Source organism: Caulobacter sp. KR2-114 (assembly GCF_049446115.1).
Classification (GTDB): domain Bacteria; phylum Pseudomonadota; class Alphaproteobacteria; order Caulobacterales; family Caulobacteraceae; genus Acaudatibacter.
Genome location: NZ_JBMSEC010000001.1, coordinates 921,933 through 938,813 on the forward strand (window position 1 = coordinate 921,933; position 16,881 = coordinate 938,813).

Sequence of the window (16,881 nt, forward strand, 5' to 3'; positions counted from 1 at the left end):
CGGGCGAAAAATACCGCTTGCGCTCGGCCTTGCGGGACCGTCACATCTGAGCCGACCTTTTGCCGTGACGGCCGAAGGGACGTCTGGGCCGTCGCCGCATTTTCGGCCGGCCGCCACGTCCCCGGCGCCGTCCGGAGCATGATCGATATTTCCGTCTGAGCGCCCGAAGAGACGCCGGACACAATTTGGGAGACGCCGCGTGACCACGACCAGCCCGGATTCCGCCAAGAGCGTGCCGCTACCGAACATCCTGGCCTTCGGGACCCTCGGCATGCCGCTGGCGGCCTTGCTGCTGGTCTACGGCCTGTATCTTCCCCGCTTCTATGCCGGCCTCGGCCTGAGCTTCATCGCGGTCAGCGGCGCCGTCGCGTCGGTGCGGTTCGTCGACATGGCGTTCGACCCGATCATCGCCCTGGTGATGGACCGGACCAGGACGCCGCTCGGCCGCTATCGACCCTGGCTGATCCTGGGCGCGCCGATCGCCATGCTGGGCGCCTGGAAGCTGCTGATTCCCGCCGAGCATCCCACGGTCGGCTATCTGATCACCTGGCTGATCGTCACCTATGCCGGCACGTCCATGCTGACCCTGGGCGTCGCCGCCTGGTCGGCGATCCTCGCCCGGGGCTATCATGATCGCTCGCGGGTGTACGGCTGGACCCAGGGCATGGGGGTGGTCGGCTCGGTCGCCTTCCTGCTGCTGCCCGTGTTCACCCACGGCAAGGTGGTGGCCGGCAAGGCGGCGAGCATGCCGGCGATCTGCATGATCCTGCTGGTCGCCCTGCCCATCGGCGCGCTGATCACCGCGCTGTTCACGCCGGAGAAGATCCTGCAGCCGGCCGATCGGCCGCGGTTCAAGCTCAGCGACTACTGGGGCGCCATCTCGCGGCCGACCCTGCTGCGCGTGATCCTCGCCGACCTGGTGCTGACCCTCGGCCCCGGCACCACGGCGCCGCTCTACGTCTACTTCTTCCACGACGCCAAGGGCTTCTCGATCGCCGACGTGGGCTTCCTGCTGATCTTCTATATCGGCGCCGGAATCATCGGCGCGCCGGTGTGGGCGCGGGTCGCCCGCCGGTTCGGCAAGCACCGCACGATCCAGATCGCCTGCGTGTTCTACGCCATCTTCCAGACCATCCTGATGGCCCTGCCCCGGGTGCACGAGCCCTATGCGCGGCCGGACACCCTGCCCACCGCCGCCGGCATGTTCTGCGTCGGCTTCTGCGCCAGCGCCTTCCTGCTGCTGATCCGCGCCATGGTCGCCGACATCGTCGACGAGGTGAAGCTGGAGCAGAAGCAGGACCTGACCAGCCTGCTGTTCTCGATGGTCACAACCACCACCAAGATCGGCAGCACGATCACCGTGCTGATCGTTTTCCCGATCCTGCAGTTCGTCGGCTACAACGGCAAGGAAGGCGCGGTGAACACGCCGCACGCCATCTTCGGCCTGGAGATGTGCTACCTGTTCGCGCCAATCATCCTGGTGTTCTTCGGCGGCGCCATGCTGTTCGGCTACAAGCTGGACGCCAAGCGGCATGCCGAGATCCAGGCCGCGCTCGAGCAGGAGGCCGCCTCGGCGCACCTCGCGGCGTCGGAGGAATCGCTGATCGGGCCGACCGCCGGCGCGCCGGCGGAATAGCTCAGCCCAGCGCTCTGGCCGCCTGCAGGAAGGCCTGGGAGACCGGGCTTTCCGGGTGGGCGGCGGTGAGCGGCCGCCCCTCGTCGCCGCCGGCGCGCAGGGCCATGTCGATGGGGATCTCGGCCAGCACCGGCACGCCCAGCTTCGCCGCTTCGGCCTTGGCCCCACCCTCGCCGAAGATCGGGATCCGCGCGCCGGTCGCCGGGTCGGGGAAGAAGGCCATGTTCTCCACCATGCCCAGCACCGGCGTGCGCAGCTTCTCCAGCATCGCCACCGCCCGGCGCGCGTCGATCAGGGCGATCTCCTGCGGCGTGGAGACCACCACCGCGCCGTCGACCTTGAAGTCCTGGAACAGGGTCAGCTGGATGTCGCCGGTCCCCGGCGGCATGTCGATGATCAGCACGTCCAGCGGGTCGTCCGGCGTGCCCCAGCGCACGTCGTTGATCATCTGCCGCACCGCCGAGGAGACCATCGGCCCGCGCCAGATCATCGCCCGGCCCTCGTCGACGATGAAGCCGATCGACATCAGCTTCAGCCCCCAGGCCTGCAGCGGCACGATCTGCTCGTCGGCCCGCTCCAGTTCCTGGTCGGTCCCCAGCATGCGCGGGATCGACGGGCCGTAGACGTCGCAGTCCAGCAGGCCGGTCTTGTGGCCCAAGGCGGCGAAGGCGCAGGCCAGGTTCACCGCCACGGTGGACTTGCCAACCCCGCCCTTGCCGCTGACCACGGCGATCACCCGCTTGACGTTGGGCACGGCCGTCAGGGGCTTGGCCTGCGGCGCCGTGCGCGGATCGTCGTTGACCTGCACGCCCTTGCGCACCCGCGTGGTCCCCGGCGCCGGCGCGCGCGACGAGGCGGTCATCACCACCTGCGCCTTCTCCACCCCGGGCAGCCCGGCCAGCGCCTTCTCGGCGGCGTCGCGGATATAGGCGTAGCGGGCCGCGTCGGCGGAGGCGACCTCCATCATGAAGCCCACCCGGCCCGGCCCGACGACCAGCGCCTGGACGAGGCCGGACGCATGCAGCCCCAGGCCCGTCGCCGGGTCGCGGATGGCGTCGAGGGTGGCGATTACGCGGTCGCGGTCGGGGGTGGGCGCGGCGGACTGGGTCATGGAGACTTGATGCTTCGTTCGTGGAGGCGCCTCATATCCGTTCGTGACGGGCGCAATACAAGCGCCGCGCGCCGGGGAGAGGCTTTTCATATGTACCACGACGGCCAACGCGCGCTGCAGGACTGGGCCGGCAGCCGCGCCCTTGCCGACCGGCTGGACGAGACCCTTCGCCGCGAGCGGTTCAACGACGCCGACAGAGCCTTCGTCGAAGGGGTCCCGTTCTTCTTCCTGGCCACCGCCGACGCCGACGGCCGGCCGGACTGCTCGTTCAAGGGCGGCGAGCCCGGCTTCGTGCGCATCGCCGCCCCCGACCGGCTGGAATTCCCCGACTACGACGGCAACGGCATGTTCCGCAGCCTGGGCAACATCCGGGTCAACCCCCACGTCGGCCTGCTGTTCATCAAGACCGGCGAGCGGCCCGCCCGCCTGCGGATCAACGGCCGCGCCGACCTGGTGTTCGACCCAGACGCCCTGGCGGCGATCCCCGGCGCCCAGGCGCTGGTGCGGGTGACGCCGAGCGACATCTTTCCCAACTGCCCGCGCTATATCCCGCAGCTGCAGATGACAGAGCCTTCCGCCGATGCGCCGAGGCCCGATGCGCCGCCGGTCGAGCCGGCCTGGAAGAGCTTCGACCTGTTCAGGGACGTGGTCCCGCCGCGGCTGAGGTAGCCGCGAGGCGTTCGAAGCCGGCGATCAGGGCGTCCAGGCCGAACCGGAACTGTTCGTCCAGGGCGCCGGGCTCGGTGAAGGCGTCGAAGGCGGCGGCGACGTTGGGCGCGCAGGGCCTGGCCCATCTGCCGCATGTCCTCGCGCCAGTCGTCGCCCTTGGGCGCGAACACCAGCCCCTCCTGAAGGTGGTCGAACAGGGCCAGTTCCAGCGCCTGCTTGTCCTTCACGTACCAGTAGATCGCCGGCGCCTGGACGCCGAGCTCGGCGGCCACGGCGCGCATGGTCAAGCCGGCGTGTTCGTGGCGCTCCAGCACGGCGGCGGCGGCGTCCAGCACCTGGGTCAGACTGAGATTGGGACGCTGGGTGCGAGGCGTGCGGCTTGGTGGGGGAGGCCACGTCGTCGACCTGCCGCATCGCATCACCATGCGCCCGGCGGGCGGCCTGCCGATGTTCGTCGAGCGGCGGTGAGCCCGGCTCCGGAGCCCCCTTCCCCGGCTTCGCCGGTACTTCCCCCAGAGGGGGAAGAGAACGGTGCAGCGGGCTTTGGCGCTGTCTCTCTTCCCCCCGTGGGGGAAGTACGGCCGAAGGCCGGGATGGGGGCTCCAGCGAAGAGCCGGCCTCAGGCGCCGGCCTGGTGCGCCTTCACCAGGTCCAGCACGTGGTGCAGGCTGTCGGCGATGGCGACGGCGAGGTCGCGCATTTCGTCGGTGGGGGCCAGCAGGTCGGGGACCATCACCGTCATCATCCCTGCCGCGTGGGCGGCGCGCACGCCGTTGTAGGAATCCTCCAGCGCCAGGCAGTGTTCCGGCGATACGCCCAGCGCCCTGGCGGCGGTAAGGAAGGGGTCCGGCGCCGGCTTGCCCTTCTCGTAGTCGCCGCGGGCGATGACCGCGTCGAACCGCGCCAGCACCCCGTTCGGCTCGAGATGGCGGCGCACGGACTCGTGGCCCGACGAGGTGGCGATGGCGCGCGGGATGTTCATCTCCTCCAGGTGCGCGATCAGCTCGCGCACGCCCGCCTTCAGCAGGTCCTCGCCGTGGGTCATGACCTTGAAGCGTTCGGTGGCGTCCTCGAACAGCGCCTCGCCGTCGTAGTCCGGGCCATAGAACTCGGCCAGCACCTGAAGACTGTGGCTCAGCGGCGTGCCGATCATCCGGTTGAACACCTCGACCGGCAGCGGCGCGCCCCGTTCGGCGGCGGCCGCCAGGATCACGTCCTTGTAGCGGACCTCGGTGTCGAGCAGCAGGCCGTCCATGTCGAACACGACGGCGCGAATCGGATTTTGGAAAACCATGGGGGGACCTATCGGCTCAGGGCCGGGCTGCGAAGTCACGATCGGTGTCAGTCGGTGACGAAGGCGTCCTGGCCGTAGCCCTGGAAGTACAGCAGGGTGCGCAGGTCCGTGTGATCGACCTTGGCGTCCGCCTGGCCGGCGACGATCGGCTTGGCGCGGTAGGCGACGCCGAGGCCCGCGGCCTCGATCATCGCCAGATCGTTGGCCCCATCGCCCACGGCCAGGGTCTCGTGCAGGCCGAGGCCGGCTTTGGCCGCCTCCTCCTGCAACGCCGCGAGCTTGGCCTCGCGGCCGAGGATCGGCTCGGCGACGTGGCCGGTCAGGGCGCGGCCGTCGTCCAGCAGGCGGTTGGCGCGCTGGGCGGCGAAGCCCGCGGCCTCGGCGACGCGGGTGGTGAAGAACTCAAAGCCGCCCGACACCAGCACGCAGCGGGCGCCGTTGGCGGCCATGGTGCGCACCAGGGTCCTGGCCCCCGGGTTCAGCCGCACGCGCTCGTCGTAGGCCCGCTGCAGGGCGTCGAGGCCGAGGCCGTTGAGCATCCACACGCGCTCGCGCAGGGCGGCCTCGAACTCCAGCTCGCCGCGCATGGCCCGCTCCGTGATGGCGGCGATCTCAGCCTTCAGCCCGGCGAAGTCGGCCAGTTCATCCAGGCACTCGCAGCCGATGATGGTGGAATCCATGTCGGCGATCAGCAGCCGCTTCTTGCGCCCCTCGACCATCTGGGCGCAGACGTCGACCTTGAGGTGGCCGAGGTGGCTCTCGGCATGGGCGCGCAGGATGGTCGGGTCGCCGCCCTCGACCAGGATGTCGGCGGCGCCGTCGCCGAGGATCTCGGTGTCCTCCACGGGCCGGCCGGCCATGGCCACGGCTTCCAGGGCCATGGGCAGGGCGTGCTGCAGGGTGTCGAAGTCGGGCGTGACGAGGGTGAGCGCGAGCAGCATGGGTCCGAGGGATGACAGCGGCAGGGAAGCGCCCCGCATCTGGCTGATCGCCGGCCCCACGGCAAGCGGCAAGTCGGCCCTGGCCCTGCGTCTGGCGCAGGCGGTGGGCGGCGAGGTGATCAACGCCGACTCCATGCAGCTCTACCGCGACCTTTGCGTGCTGACCGCCCGGCCGCCGCGCGAAGAGACGCTGCTGGCGCCGCATCACCTGTTCGGGGTAGCCGACGCCGCCGACGGCTGGTCGGTGGGCCGCTGGCTGGAGGCCGCCCGGCGCGAGCTGGACGACATCGCCCGCTGGCGACGGGTGGCGATCGTGGTGGGCGGCACGGGCCTCTATTTCCGCGCCCTGACCCAGGGCCTGGCCGAGATCCCGCCGGTGCCGCGCGAGGCGGTCGACGCGCTGGCGGCCGAAGTCGGCGCGGCCGGCGAACTGGCGCTGCGCCCCCGGCTCGCCCGCCTGGACCCCGAGGCGGAGCTGAGGATCGCCCCGGGCGACATCCAGCGCCTGCTGCGCGCGGTCTCGGTGGCCGAGCACACCGGACGCTCGCTCACCGCCTGGCAGGCGGACACCCGGCCCACGCTCGCCCCCGGCAGCTGGGGCTCGGTCGTGCTCGAGCCGCCGCGCGAGGCGCTCTACGCCCGCTGCGACGCCCGGCTCGAGCGGATGGTCGCGGCTGGCGCCCTGGACGAAGTGCGGGCGCTGATGGCGCGGAATCTCGATCCCGCCCTCCCCGCTCTGAAGTCGGTCGGCTATCGCGAACTCGCCGCGCACCTGGCCACCAGCCTGGAGACGGCCATCGCCCTGGCGCAGCAGGAGACGCGGCGCTACGCCAAGCGGCAGATGACCTGGTTCCGCAACCAGACGGGCGACTGGCCGCGCCTCACCGCCGTGGCGCCGGAGGACCAGTGGCGGCAATTCCTTGCCCTGAACCCTGCCTTGACGGGTCTGCGCTAGGATGGCATGAGCGTTCCGAACGATTTGGAGCAAGGCGCATGCGCGCGATCGTACTTATCCGGCGGCCGTCCTCGACGGGGGTATGACGCCCCTCGCCGTTGTCGGTCGCGTATGCCCAGGCCCCTAGCGGGCCTTTTTTCTTGCCCCAAGCATCCCCCGGATCAAAGTTCACCGCCATGACCGCCCACCCCGCCATCGAAGCCTCCGAAACCGACGCCGCCGCCGAGATCATGACCGGCGCCGAGATCGTGGTCCGCGCCCTGGTCGACCAGGGGGTGACCGACCTGTTCGGCTATCCGGGCGGCGCGGTGCTGCCGATCTACGACGCCCTGTTCCACGAGCCGCGGCTGAAGCACGTGCTGGTCCGCCACGAACAGGGCGCGACCCACGCCGCCGAGGGCTACGCCCGCTCCACCGGCAAGCCCGGCGTGGTCCTGGTCACTTCCGGGCCCGGCGCCACCAACGCCATCACCGGCATCGTCGACGCCCTGATGGACTCCATTCCCCTGGTGGTGATCACCGGCCAGGTCCCGACCCACCTGATCGGCACCGACGCCTTCCAGGAATGCGATACGGTCGGCATCACCCGCTCGTGCACCAAGCACAACTACCTGGTGAAGGACGCGCGCGACCTGCCGCACGTGCTGCACGAGGCGTTTAAGATCGCCACCACCGGCCGCCCCGGCCCGGTGGTGATCGACATCCCCAAGGACGTGCAGTTCGCCAGCGCCCCCTATGTCGGGCCGGACAAGGCGCGCTCCAGCCACAACTATCATCCGCGCACCCAGGGCGACGCCGGCCGCATCGCCGACGCCATCGCCCTGATCGCCGGCGCCAAGCGGCCGATCCTCTACACAGGCGGGGGGGTGATCAACGCCGGCCCGAAGGCCAGCGCCCTGCTGCGCGAGTTCGCCAGGCTGACCGGCGCGCCGGTGACCTCGACCCTGATGGGCCTGGGCGCCTTCCCCGCCGACCAGCCGGCCTGGCTGGGCATGGTGGGCATGCACGGCGCCTTCGAGGCCAACCACGCGATGCACGACTGCGACGTGATGGTGGCCATCGGCGCGCGCTTCGACGACCGGGTCACCGGGCGGCTGGACGCCTTCTCGCCCGGCTCGAAGAAGATCCACATCGACATCGACCCCTCGTCGATCAACAAGGTGGTGCGCGTGGACATCGGCATCCTGGGCGACGCCGGCCAGGTGCTGGAGCAGATGATCGGCGCCTGGAAGAAGCTGAAGACGCCTCCGGCCGCCGCGCGGCTGGACGGCTGGTGGGAGCAGATCGACCGCTGGCGCGCGCGCAACGGCTTCGCCTACCGGCCCAGCGCCAGCATCATCAAGCCGCAGTACGCCATCGAACGGCTGTACGAACTGACCAAGGACCGCGACACCTACATCACCACCGAGGTGGGCCAGCACCAGATGTGGGCGGCCCAGTTCTTCAAGTTCAACGAGCCGAACCGCTGGATGACCTCGGGCGGCCTCGGCACCATGGGCTACGGCCTGCCGGCCGCGGTGGGCGTGCAGATGGCGCACCCGGACAGCCTGGTCATCGACATCGGCGGCGACGCCAGCGTGCAGATGACGATGCAGGAGATGTCGACGGCCATTCAGTACGAGCTGCCGATCAAGATCTTCATCCTGAACAACGAATGGATGGGCATGGTGCGCCAGTGGCAGCAGCTGCTGCACGGCGAGCGCTATAGCCATTCCTATTCCGAGAGCCTGCCCGATTTCGTCAAGCTGGCCGAGGCGTTCGGCGCCGTCGGCCTGCGCGCCGAGCATCCCGACGAACTGGACGGCAAGATCCTGGAGATGATCAACACCCCGCGGCCGGTGCTGTTCGACTGCCGCGTGGAGCGGGCGGAGAACTGCTTCCCGATGATCCCGTCTGGCAAGGCGCACAACGAGATGATCCTCGGCGAGGAGGTCACCGATATCGGGCGGGTGATCGACGACGCCGGCCGCCGGCTGGTGTAGGTCCCGCCAGAGCAACCCCCTTCCGGAGCACGCATGAGCATCGAACCCCCGGCTTCGGCCTACGACATGGGCCACGCGGTCGAGGCCGAGGCGCTGGCGACCTTCGCCGTGCTGGTGGACAACGAGCCGGGGGTGCTGCACCGGGTCGTGGGGCTGTTCGCGGCGCGCGGCTACAACATCGAGAGCCTGACGGTCGCCGAGACCGACCCCAGCGCCCACACCAGCCGCATCACCATCGTCACCCGCGGCACGCCGCACGTGCTGGCGCAGATCGAGGCCCAGCTGCAGAAGATGGTCTCGACCCGCCACGTGCAGAACGTGACCAAGGACCCCAACGGGGTGGAACGCGAGCTGGCCCTGATCAAGGTGCGCGGCGTCGGTGTGGAGCGCGTGGAAGCCCTGCGCATCGCCGACATCTTTCGCGCCCGGGTGATCGACACCACCATCGAGAGCTTCATCTTCGAGCTCACCGGCGCGCCCTCCAAGATCGCCAAGTTCGTCGACCTGATGCGCCCGCTGGGCCTGGTCGAGGTGTCGCGCACCGGCGTGCTGTCCATCGACCGCGGCGTCGAGACGCTCTGAGGGAATTCCTGCTGGATCAGGCGGGATTTCTCCCCTCGCCGTTAGAATTCCTGGGGTTCAAATCCTACTGAGTTTATAGGCTATCTTTCGAGGCCAGCGCCCCGGAGATCGCCATGAACGCCTTCAGTCCAAAGCCCGTCGCCGCCTCGCCCGCGCTCGGCGAATACGATTTCGCCGGCCTGGGCCTGGAGCCGCTCGGGCCGGTGCTGGGCGCCGAGGTGTCCGGCGTCGACCTGCGCGAGCCGCTGGACGGCGAGGTGGTGGCGGCGATCCACGCCGCGCTGCTGAAGCACAAGGTGCTGGTGTTCCGCGACCAGGACATCACCTACGACCAGCACATCGCCTTCGGGCGATGTTTCGGCGAACTGGAAAGCCATCCGGTGATGGCGCACGTGCCGGGGCATCCGGAGATCCTGCAGATCGAGCCCGGCGACACCGAACCGGTGACCGCGGCCACCCACTCGCAGCGCCGCGCCGAGAACAAGTGGCACGCGGACGTCACCTTCCGCGAGCAGCCGTCGATGGCTGGGGTGCTGCGCGCGCGCAAGCTGCCGCCGCTGGGCGGCGACACCCTGTTCGCCGACACCGAGGCCGCGCTGGCCGACCTGCCGAAGGAAATGCGCACCCGCCTGGCGCACCTGAAGGCCGAGCACGACATCCTGCGCACCTACGGCCACCGGGTCAGCGACACCCGTCGCGCCGAGCTGCGCCGCCGGTTCCCGCCGCAGGCCCACCCGGTGGTGCGCACCCATCCGGAAACCGGGGCCAAGTCGCTGTTCGTCAATCACGAGTTCACCACCCGCATCCTCGGCATCGATGAGCGCGAGAGCACCGAACTGCTGGCCTGGCTGGCCGACCGGGTGAAGGCGCCGGAATACCAGCTGCGCCTGAAGTGGACCCCGAACGCCGTGGTCTTCTGGGACAACCGCTGCACCCAGCACTATCCGATCCTGGACTACTGGCCGTCCGAGCGGCTGATGGAGCGGGTCACCGTGCGCGGCGACCGCCCGTTCTGATGTGCCCAAAAATGCGGCGATAGAAATCCTTGCCCCGGAAAATCAAAAAGTGGGTATGCCGGACGGGTCGAATTGGCTAGTAAGTCGCGTCGTCCCTTCTGGGGGCGTTCCTCCCAAAATGACTGGGCCGCGCCACATGGCGTGGCCCGTTTCTTTTCAGCCCCGGCAAGGAATTGCCGTGAGCGGATCATTCCTCGGCGGCGACGCCCCGGCTCACCGGCGCCGTCCACCCCGGCTCCAGGCTCTTGAGCGGATGCGATGCGGTGACCTGGCCCATGAACGGCGGGTACAGGCCGTAGCCCAGCAGGGTCTGCAGCTCCGGCGCCATCGTCGCCACCCGCTCGCGGGGAACGGCGAGATAGAAGTTCTCCTGCGTCCGGGCCCAGGGCTCGCAGTACTGGTTGGTGAACGCCAGGCGTGGCGCATCGCTGCGATTGGCGCCCGCGCCATGCACCAGGGTGCCCAGGAACAGGGCGATGGCCCCGGGCGGCATCTCAAGGGCGAACATGCCCTCCATCAGCGGATGCTCGCGGCCGGCCGCCAGGGCGTCGCGCACCGCCTGCCCCTGCTCCGCCGTCCAGCGGTGGCTGCCGGGGAACATCACCGTGCCGCCGTTCTCGGACGTGAAGGCGTCGATGGCGCCGATCACGCTGAGGCCGATCGCCGGGCGCGGCCGGGGGATCGGATAGAAGCTGTCGTCGGTGTGCAGGCTTTGCGCCGCCTCGCCGGGGTAGATGCAGATCGCATGGCTGGCGCTCAGCAGGTAGCCGGGCCGCAGGAAGGCGTCGAGCAGCGCCATCAGCCGCGGGTCGCAGGCGATGTCCTCGAACACCCGCCCCCGCGCCACCAGGGTGTAGACCCGCTCGGTCTTCAGCCCTTCGAACGGGTTGCGGCCGCGGTAACGGCCCAGCAGCGGCTCGATCCCGGCGCGGAAGGCGCCCAGGCGCGCCGCGTCCAGGAAGTCCTCAACGATGGTGTAGCCGTCGCGGTGCAGGCGTTCTACATGGCCAGCGGCGTCGAAGCCGGCAGGCAGGGTCCGGCCCGGGGGCGCATTGCCGTCCATGTCGAGTCCTCCTTCGAGTCGCCTGTCCTGAACGTTGAGCCGGTTGTCGGCGCGGATGCCGGTCTTGTCCGCGTCCGAGCCCAGCCGCTCGATCAACTGCGCATCATTATACACCTGCCCCGTGAAGCTGTCGGGCGTCTGCAGCGCCTGCAGGATCGCGGGCTCGACGTACGAATCCGGCGCGGAATGACCGGGAGCGTACGCGCAGGGCCTATGGCCCGCCAGCACGAGAAAGGGCCCGACCCCGGTGGGATCAGGCCCTTAGGTGAAGAGACAGACTGGCGACGCCCGTCAGGCCGGGACCCCCTCGGCGGCCATGGCGGCCGCCTGGGCGCGCCGTCGGCGCACGCCGATCAGGCGCATGGTGGTGAACTGGACGCCGAACAGGGTCAGCTTGCTGAAGGTCCCCCAGCCCGACATGAACAGGCCCCAGGTCACAGCGCTGTAGTGCACGGCGACGTAGACGTTGAGCGCGGCGGACAGGAACATCAGCCCGGCCCAGACGAAGCCGAAGATCACGGCGACGTCGGGCACCACCTCCATCGCCACCTCGGGCAGATACCGGTTCATCCAGCCGGGCTTCAGCATCACCGAGCCGACGATGGCGTAGATCAGGCTGGCCTTGACCATCATGTAGCGCGGGTCGTTGGTCAGCAGGCTGGCCGTGCCGCCGGCGATCACCAGGAAGAGGCTCAGCCACTGCATGGTGTCGATCTTCTGCTTCCTCCAGATCTGCCAGCCGAACTGGCCCAGACCGAAGGCGACGCCGGTGGCGACCGCCAGCGGCACGCTGTGCGTGGGCATGTAGGTGATCAGGAAAACGATCGTCGACGCCATGTCGAGCAGCAGGAACTTGCCGCTGTGGAACAGTTGCTTCATGTCACGCGCCCCTCCTTGCCGGGCGAGGCGAACCTAGGGCCGGCGGGCGGCAAACGCCGAGGCCGTCCACGAAGCGAGGGGCGCCGTTCGCGAAATTCCGGGCCGCCATCCGCGCTTCGCGAACGGTCCTTCTTCATTCCGCAACGCAAACACCCTATATGAGGCCTGTCCGGATCCGTCCGGACTATGGAGATAAACGCGCACGTCATAAGCGGACTGGACCCGGGTGCGATTCCCGGCGGCTCCACCAACATCCTTCCGGGTTATCGCCGGATCGCATGGGGCCGATCAGCATCGACAGACGTCTAAAGGTGTTGCTTTCTCTCGGCCTGACCCACCGTTTCGGGTCTTAAACTAACTGCGAACGATAACTTCGCTGAAGAATACGCCCTCGCCGCGTAATGCGGTGCGGTCGAATTCGACCTTAAAGCCCTAGTGTCTTAGCAGCGCTAGGCGGGGCCCGGGAGGCGCCTGTCAACAGAAGCCTCCCACTTTCCTTCGATCTTGCCGGCGCCTCCCATCCTTTCGCGATGAAGAATGGAGGCGCCTGTCAACAGAAGCCTCCCACTTCGCTCCCCGTCTCTCCCGGGCCCAGCGCGAATTCCTCGTCACGGGATCATCAAATTTCAGAACCTCCCCTTGTGCCAAATCACCCGGGCGCTACGCTTGGCGCATGGCCAAGGATGACAAGCTGAAGGACCTGATGCGCTACGATGCGCTGCAGCAGGAGGCGCTGCGCGGCGTGGTCAAGGCGGCGCTGAAGCGGGCGGCCTCTCCGGAGGGCCTGCCGGGCGACCATCACTTCTACATCAGCTTCCGCACCGACGCCCCCGGCGTCTCCGGCCCCAAGGACCTGCTCGCCAAGTACACCGACGAGATGACCATCGTCCTGCAGAACCAGTTCTGGGACCTGGCCCCCGGCGAGACCTTCTTCTCCGTCACCCTGAAGTTCGGCGGGCAGCCCAAGAGCCTGGCGATCCCGTATACGGCGGTGACACGGTTCTACGATCCTTCGGTGCAGTACCTGCTGCAGTTCACTCCCGCCGAGGAGCCCGACGCCGCCCCGGCGCCGGCCGCCACCGCGGTGCTGCCGCCGAAGGCCGAGCGGGCCGCCAAGGCGCCGCCGCCGGCGGGCGCGCCGGAGGAGCCGAAGGTGGTTTCCCTGGATCAATTTCGAAAGAAGTGATTGCCGTGACAGACGTTGCCTCGGATGCGCCCGAGACTTTGACAGACGACGCCATCCTGCAGCGTTTCCTGCGGACCAAGAACCAGCCCACCGGCTCCCAGACGCTCGGCTTTCGCATGGTCAGCGTCAGTCAGGAGAAGATGGAGGTCGAGGTCGCCTTCGAGGCGAAGGCGGACCTCGTCGCCAATCCGATGAAGCAGGTCCAGGGCGGCTATCTGTGCGCCATGCTGGACGAGTGCATGTCCGTGGCCTGCATGGTGGCTTCGAAGATGACCGCGGTGGCCCCTACCGCCGAGATGAAGACCAGCTTCTTCCGCCCGGCGAAGTTCGGGACTATCCGCGGCGTCGGCCGCGTGGCGCGCTGGGGCAAGACCATCGCCTTCACCGAGGGCGAACTCTACGACGAAGACGGCCGGCTGCTGGCCAAGGCCACCGGCACCGCCGTGCCGACGCCGTTCAAGAACTACAAATAGGCGTCCGCCGTTGAAGCCCTGGGCCCTGATCGTCGGCCTGGTCTTCAGCCTCCTGGCGCTCGCCGGCGGTCCGGCGCGGGCTGCGGAGTCGCCCGGCCGCGGGCCGTTCGCCAACTGGGCGGCGGTGGTGATCGCCGGCGACTATCATGCGGCGCACAGCGAGACCCAGACCGAGGCCTTCGACAACGCCCGGCGCGACGTCTCCAAGGCGCTGGAGAAACTCGGCTTCGATCCGGCCAACCTGCGCGAATTCTCCGTCCGGCCCGAGCGCTACCCGGACACCCGGCCGCTGAAATCCGACCTGCAGACCATCTACGACACGCTGAAGGATCTCAGCGCCAAGGCGCCCGGGGGGTGCCTGATCTACTATTCGTCGCACGGGGCGCCCCAGGGCGTGGTGCTGGGCGACAACCTGCTGCCGCCCGGGCTGATGGACCAGCTGATCACGCAGAGCTGCGGGCGAAAGCCCACGGTGGTGGTGATCTCGGCCTGCTTCTCCGGCGTGTTCGTGCCCGTGCTGGCCGACGGCAACCGCATGATCATCACCGCCGCCCGCCCCGACCGCTCGTCGTTCGGCTGCAGCGAGAGCGACAAGTACCCGTATTTCGACACCTGTTTCCTGAAGGTGCTGCCCACGGTGCAGGACTTCGTGGCGCTGGGGTCCGCGGTGCAGGCCTGCGTCGCCGAACGCGAGCACGAGACCGGCATGTCCCCGGCCTCCGAGCCCCAGGTCTCGGTCGGCGCGCAGTTGCGCCCAACCCTGCAGCTCTATCTCTTCCCAACCGGCTAGAGCCCTCGAGGGTCAGATGAATTCATCTGCCCCGTCAAGAAGGGCTCTATTTCAAACATTTAGAGCGTGTCCGGGCGGCGAAGCCGGATCCACTTTCGCCTGACATGCTCTAGCGGGCGGCAGCTTGTCGCACTAGAACGGGGATGTTCGCGACGACGGGGGCTGCGTCCATGACGAACGGGTGGCGCTCCCTTCGCGGGCGCGGCGGAGTTTTGCGCCTGCTGGCCGCAGCCCTGTTGCTGGCGGCGCCCGCGAGCCGTGCTCAGCCGGTCCCGCCGCCTGCCGGCCCGGTGGCGACGGCGCCCGCCGCCTCCCCGCCCGCGCCCCACCCGGTCGCCGCCCATCCGCCGGCTCCGGCCGCCGCCGCCGCCGCCGCCCCTCAGGCGCCGGCACGTCCCGGCGCCCGTCTCGCGCCCGGGCAGGACATGCCGCCGGCCGAACTGGAGGCGTTTGTCGACGGCGTCGTTCGCCAGGCGATGACGCGAGATCACATCGCCGGCGCCGCGGTGGCGGTGGTGCAGCACGGCCAGGTGCTGCTGAAGAAGGGGTATGGCGCGGCGGACTTCGCGCCGTACCGGCCCGTGGATCCGGACAGGACCCTGTTCCGCCTGGGTCCCGTCTCCAACGCCTTCACCTGGATCCTGGTCCTGCGCCAGGCCGAGGCCGGGCGCATGCGGCTGGACGCGCGGGTGAACCAGTACCTGCCCGACGCCCTGCGCATCCGTGACCAGGGCTACTCGCGGCCGATCACCCTGCTGGAGCTGATGAACCATACGGCCGGGTTCGAGGATCGCGCCCTGGGCCAGCTGGTCGAGCGCGACGAGGGGCGCGTCCGGCCGCTGGCCACCTATCTGCGGCAGGAGCGACCACGCCGGGTGCGCGAGCCCGGGGCGGCCGTCAGCTATTCCAACTACGGCGTCGCACTGGCCGGCGAGGCGGTGTCGGAGGTGAGCGGCAAGCCCTTCGAAACCCTGGTGGAGGACCAGATCACCGGCCCGCTCGGCCTGGCCCACACCAGCTTCCGCGAGCCGCACGGCCCGGCGACAGGCCTGCCCGCGCCGCTGGCGCCCGCCCTGGCGGGGGATCTGTCGCGGGGCTTCCGCTGGACCACGGCAGGCTACCGCCTACGCAGCGCCGAATACTGGGAGCAGGTCGGCCCCGCCACCGGGGGCTCGGCCAGCGTCGGCGACATGTCGCGCTTCATGCTGGCCTTGCTGGGCAACGGCAGCCTGGACGGCGTGACCATCTACGGCGAGCCCACCGCCATCGCCTTCTCAAGCCCGCAGCCGACGCCCGCCCGCGGCCTGCCGGCCTGGCGCCACGGCCTGCTGGAGACCGCGCTGCCGGGCGACTTCGGCGGGGTCGGCCTGGGCGGCGCGACCCTGTCCTTTCACACCAACATGGTGCTGGTTCCGGAACTGGGACTGGGCGTCTTTGTGACCGGCAACACCGACAGCGCAGGCGCCCTGGTCAGCGCCTTGCCGGCCCATCTGGTGCAGCGGTTCTACGCCGGCCCGCCGCCGGCCCTGCTGCCCGGCTCGAACGCCCTGATCGCCGACCGCCAGGCCTTCGAGGGCGTCTACCTGAACGACCGGCGCGCCTGGGGCGGCCTCGAGGGGTTCGTGACCCGGCTGCTGGCGACGGAGACCGTGCGCATCAGCGACAATGGCAAGCTGCTGGTGCGCGGCGCCGACGTGGGTGGGGTCTGGTCGCTGGACGGCGCGCCGGCGCGCGGCTGGTTCGCCAGCGACGACGGCCCCCAGCGCCTGGTGTTCGACCGCCGGGACGGTGGCCGGGCGGGTCGCTTCTTCGCACCCTGGGGCGGCCTCACGTTCGAGCGCGTCGGATTCCTCGGCCAGGCCGCAGCGCTGGCCTGGATGACGACCCTGGCCCTCGTGGCCTCGCTGGCCACCCTCGGCGGGGTGGTGATGCGGGCCAGGCGGGACTTCCGCGAGACCTCCGGCCAGCGTCGGGCCAGCCTGCTGCAGTCCAGCCAGGCGATCCTGTGGATCGTCGCCGCGGGCCTGTTCGGCGGCTGGGCCATGAACGTGAGGGACCCGGCGCAGATGATGTACGACTGGCCGGGCTGGAACCTGCTGCTGGCCTCGGCCTGCGCCCTGGTCGCGGCGATCATGGCGGTGGTCAGCCTGGTGTTCATTCCCCTGGTGTGGCGCGGCGGCGGCCGCCGGCTGGACAGCTGGACCGCCGGGCGCAAGGCGCGCTTCACCGTCACCGCCCTGATCTTCGCCGGCTACGCGGTGCTGCTGGGATTCTGGGGCGCTCTGGAGCCCTGGACGGGCTGAG

General features: G+C 69.6%; 16 protein-coding genes and 1 other RNA gene. 12 read left to right on the forward strand and 5 right to left on the reverse strand.

Going from position 1 to position 16,881, the window contains the following annotated elements; genetic code table 11:
* The first annotated feature begins 199 nt into the window (after positions 1-199).
* Positions 200-1,636, forward strand: coding sequence for an MFS transporter (locus tag ACO2Q3_RS04130; protein WP_423305263.1), 1,437 nt, complete (start codon positions 200-202; stop codon positions 1,634-1,636).
* 1 nt (position 1,637) lies between these two features.
* Here the strand turns inward: ACO2Q3_RS04130 and ACO2Q3_RS04135 are convergent, their stop codons facing one another.
* Positions 1,638-2,747 carry an Mrp/NBP35 family ATP-binding protein gene (locus tag ACO2Q3_RS04135; protein WP_423305265.1) on the reverse strand — a complete coding sequence of 370 codons (1,110 nt, stop codon included), beginning with the start codon at positions 2,745-2,747 and terminating at the stop codon, positions 1,638-1,640.
* 90 nt (positions 2,748-2,837) lie between these two features.
* Here ACO2Q3_RS04135 and ACO2Q3_RS04140 point away from each other — a divergent pair, with 90 nt between their 5' ends.
* A complete protein-coding gene (locus ACO2Q3_RS04140; protein WP_423305267.1) occupies positions 2,838-3,416 on the forward strand; it encodes a pyridoxamine 5'-phosphate oxidase family protein in 579 nt (192 codons plus the stop codon).
* A gap of 279 nt (positions 3,417-3,695) precedes the next feature.
* The gene (locus ACO2Q3_RS04145; RefSeq protein ID WP_423305661.1) at positions 3,696-3,884 is read left to right on the forward strand and encodes a hypothetical protein; all 189 of its coding nucleotides are present in this window, start codon (positions 3,696-3,698) and stop codon (positions 3,882-3,884) included.
* A 151-nt stretch (positions 3,885-4,035) separates the two neighbouring features.
* On the opposite strand, the gene ACO2Q3_RS04150 is transcribed toward ACO2Q3_RS04145, so the two are convergent.
* Together ACO2Q3_RS04150 and serB are read right to left on the reverse strand one after the other, a co-directional pair.
* Positions 4,036-4,710, reverse strand: a complete 675-nt coding sequence (locus tag ACO2Q3_RS04150; protein ID WP_423305269.1) for an HAD family hydrolase — start codon at positions 4,708-4,710, stop codon at positions 4,036-4,038.
* A 47-nt stretch (positions 4,711-4,757) separates the two neighbouring features.
* Positions 4,758-5,651 (reverse strand): phosphoserine phosphatase SerB, encoded by an 894-nt coding sequence (gene serB, locus ACO2Q3_RS04155; protein ID WP_423305271.1) that lies wholly within the window; start codon positions 5,649-5,651, stop codon positions 4,758-4,760.
* Between serB and miaA the strand changes: the two genes are divergently transcribed.
* The 4 genes from miaA to ACO2Q3_RS04175 all read left to right on the forward strand — a co-directional run bounded on the left by miaA (position 5,650) and on the right by ACO2Q3_RS04175 (position 10,186).
* A complete protein-coding gene (gene miaA / locus ACO2Q3_RS04160; protein WP_423305273.1) occupies positions 5,650-6,606 on the forward strand; it encodes a tRNA (adenosine(37)-N6)-dimethylallyltransferase MiaA in 957 nt (318 codons plus the stop codon). The genes serB and miaA overlap by 2 nt on opposite strands.
* A 176-nt stretch (positions 6,607-6,782) precedes the next feature.
* Positions 6,783-8,588, forward strand: coding sequence for an acetolactate synthase 3 large subunit (locus tag ACO2Q3_RS04165; protein ID WP_423305275.1), 1,806 nt, complete (start codon positions 6,783-6,785; stop codon positions 8,586-8,588).
* A gap of 33 nt (positions 8,589-8,621) precedes the next feature.
* The gene (gene ilvN / locus ACO2Q3_RS04170) at positions 8,622-9,170 is read left to right on the forward strand and encodes an acetolactate synthase small subunit (protein WP_423305277.1); all 549 of its coding nucleotides are present in this window, start codon (positions 8,622-8,624) and stop codon (positions 9,168-9,170) included.
* Positions 9,171-9,283: 113 nt separating this feature from the next.
* A complete protein-coding gene (locus ACO2Q3_RS04175) occupies positions 9,284-10,186 on the forward strand; it encodes a TauD/TfdA dioxygenase family protein (protein WP_423305278.1) in 903 nt (300 codons plus the stop codon).
* A 187-nt stretch (positions 10,187-10,373) separates the two neighbouring features.
* Here ACO2Q3_RS04175 and ACO2Q3_RS04180 read toward each other — a convergent pair whose 3' ends face one another.
* Together ACO2Q3_RS04180 and ACO2Q3_RS04185 are read right to left on the reverse strand one after the other, a co-directional pair.
* On the reverse strand, positions 10,374-11,345 hold the full coding sequence (locus ACO2Q3_RS04180; RefSeq protein ID WP_423305279.1) for a phytanoyl-CoA dioxygenase family protein: 972 nt from the start codon (positions 11,343-11,345) through the stop codon (positions 10,374-10,376).
* Between the two features lie 195 nt (positions 11,346-11,540).
* Complete coding sequence (locus ACO2Q3_RS04185; protein ID WP_423305280.1) at positions 11,541-12,128, reverse strand: inner membrane-spanning protein YciB; 588 nt, start codon at positions 12,126-12,128, stop codon at positions 11,541-11,543.
* 128 nt (positions 12,129-12,256) lie between these two features.
* Between ACO2Q3_RS04185 and ssrA the strand changes: the two genes are divergently transcribed.
* The 5 genes from ssrA (at position 12,257) to ACO2Q3_RS04210 (ending at position 16,880) form a co-directional block, all read left to right on the forward strand.
* Positions 12,257-12,621: a transfer-messenger RNA gene (gene ssrA, locus ACO2Q3_RS04190) on the forward strand.
* Positions 12,622-12,801: 180 nt separating this feature from the next.
* On the forward strand, positions 12,802-13,314 hold the full coding sequence (locus ACO2Q3_RS04195; RefSeq protein ID WP_423305281.1) for an SspB family protein: 513 nt from the start codon (positions 12,802-12,804) through the stop codon (positions 13,312-13,314).
* 5 nt (positions 13,315-13,319) lie between these two features.
* A complete protein-coding gene (locus ACO2Q3_RS04200; RefSeq protein WP_423305282.1) occupies positions 13,320-13,787 on the forward strand; it encodes a PaaI family thioesterase in 468 nt (155 codons plus the stop codon).
* A 10-nt stretch (positions 13,788-13,797) separates the two neighbouring features.
* Positions 13,798-14,577 carry a C13 family peptidase gene (locus tag ACO2Q3_RS04205; protein WP_423305283.1) on the forward strand — a complete coding sequence of 260 codons (780 nt, stop codon included), beginning with the start codon at positions 13,798-13,800 and terminating at the stop codon, positions 14,575-14,577.
* 212 nt (positions 14,578-14,789) lie between these two features.
* Positions 14,790-16,880, forward strand: a complete 2,091-nt coding sequence (locus tag ACO2Q3_RS04210) for a serine hydrolase domain-containing protein (RefSeq protein WP_423305284.1) — start codon at positions 14,790-14,792, stop codon at positions 16,878-16,880.
* The last annotated feature ends 1 nt before the right edge of the window (position 16,881 follow it).

Excerpts from the sequence above, each read along its gene's own strand:
- ACO2Q3_RS04135 (WP_423305265.1), bottom strand. The coding sequence starts at position 2,747 with ATGACCCAGTCCGCCGCGCCCACCCCCGACCGCGACCGCGTAATCGCC.
- ACO2Q3_RS04140 (WP_423305267.1), top strand. The coding sequence starts at position 2,838 with ATGTACCACGACGGCCAACGCGCGCTGCAGGACTGGGCCGGCAGCCGC.
- ACO2Q3_RS04145 (WP_423305661.1), top strand. The coding sequence starts at position 3,696 with ATGGTCAAGCCGGCGTGTTCGTGGCGCTCCAGCACGGCGGCGGCGGCG.
- ACO2Q3_RS04150 (WP_423305269.1), bottom strand. The coding sequence starts at position 4,710 with ATGGTTTTCCAAAATCCGATTCGCGCCGTCGTGTTCGACATGGACGGC.
- miaA (WP_423305273.1), top strand. The coding sequence starts at position 5,650 with ATGGGTCCGAGGGATGACAGCGGCAGGGAAGCGCCCCGCATCTGGCTG.
- serB (WP_423305271.1), bottom strand. The coding sequence starts at position 5,651 with ATGCTGCTCGCGCTCACCCTCGTCACGCCCGACTTCGACACCCTGCAG.
- ACO2Q3_RS04165 (WP_423305275.1), top strand. The coding sequence starts at position 6,783 with ATGACCGCCCACCCCGCCATCGAAGCCTCCGAAACCGACGCCGCCGCC.
- ilvN (WP_423305277.1), top strand. The coding sequence starts at position 8,622 with ATGAGCATCGAACCCCCGGCTTCGGCCTACGACATGGGCCACGCGGTC.
- ACO2Q3_RS04175 (WP_423305278.1), top strand. The coding sequence starts at position 9,284 with ATGAACGCCTTCAGTCCAAAGCCCGTCGCCGCCTCGCCCGCGCTCGGC.
- ACO2Q3_RS04185 (WP_423305280.1), bottom strand. The coding sequence starts at position 12,128 with ATGAAGCAACTGTTCCACAGCGGCAAGTTCCTGCTGCTCGACATGGCG.
- ACO2Q3_RS04195 (WP_423305281.1), top strand. The coding sequence starts at position 12,802 with ATGGCCAAGGATGACAAGCTGAAGGACCTGATGCGCTACGATGCGCTG.